Annotated in this window: 1 pseudogene; it reads right to left on the bottom strand. The window is 66.0% G+C overall.

Annotation, left to right across the window (positions count from 1 at the left end):
• Positions 1-424: 424 nt before the first annotated feature.
• A pseudogene (locus tag AC4FS3_RS28720) lies at positions 425-924 on the bottom strand (hypothetical protein); the annotation flags it as partial.

The raw sequence follows: 924 nt of genomic DNA, 5'->3' as shown, positions 1-924 counted from the left end.
GCTGCATCACCAGTTCAGCTATGGCTTCGGCCTCGTGCTGCTGTCCATGGTCATCGACACGGAGCGCGCCGTTGTGCGGGCCCGCATGAACGCGCCCTTTCCCCATGGCTGACCCCAGGGCTGGTCCAGCGCCGCCCGAAGCAGCTGATGACGCAGGCCAGCAGCCCGGCGAACCGGGTTGGCCAACGCGGCTCCGCCGGGATCCGGCGCGGCGGACGTCATATCTTTTCGACAGGCGCGTTATTCACGAAAAGCGGTATCCGCCTTTTCGAAAAGGCGGCCGGCGCCCAGGGGCAGGTGCTGACCCCGTCCGTCCTGGCCTGCCGCCCGTCCCGGCTTCCTCGCGGCGCGGCTTCTGCGCGCCCCGGGTTCAGAGCCCCAGGTTCAGAGCGTCAGGTTCGGCCAGCGCGGTTGCTGACCGGCCTCAGCCATAGCGCAGGGTGGGTTCGTCCAGGTCGACCGCCGGCAGGATATCCTTGTCCAGCCAATAGTCCTGGGTATGGCGCCATTCGGCGCGATCGCCCTGCTTTGGCAACAGGTGCAGGCCGCGCGTCAGGTAGCCGGGATTGAAATCTTCCGTATCCACCCACGGCGACAGGCGCATGTCGCCGTCTTCGGGACGCAGCGCCGGCACGACGCTTTTCGCCCCTCTCTCCTGCATATGACGCAGCAGGCGGCAGACAAAATCGGCGATGATGTCAACGCGCAGGGTCCAGCTGGCGCGGAAATAGCCGAACACCCAGACCATGTTGGGCATGCCGGTGAACATCAGCCCGCGCCAGGTCACCGTATCAGCAAAATCCAGCGGCTTGCCGTCGATGGTGAACGCCACGTCGCCGAGTACATTCAGATTGAAGCCGGTGGCGGTGACGATGATGTCGGCGTCGAGATGTTCGCCGCTGGCCAGCTGGACGCCGCCGGCGT

The sequence above is a fragment of the Pseudogemmobacter sp. TB195 genome, assembly GCF_058313095.1.
Note: the sequence above shows the minus strand (reverse complement) of the source record. Positions and strands in the feature narration are given on the sequence as shown.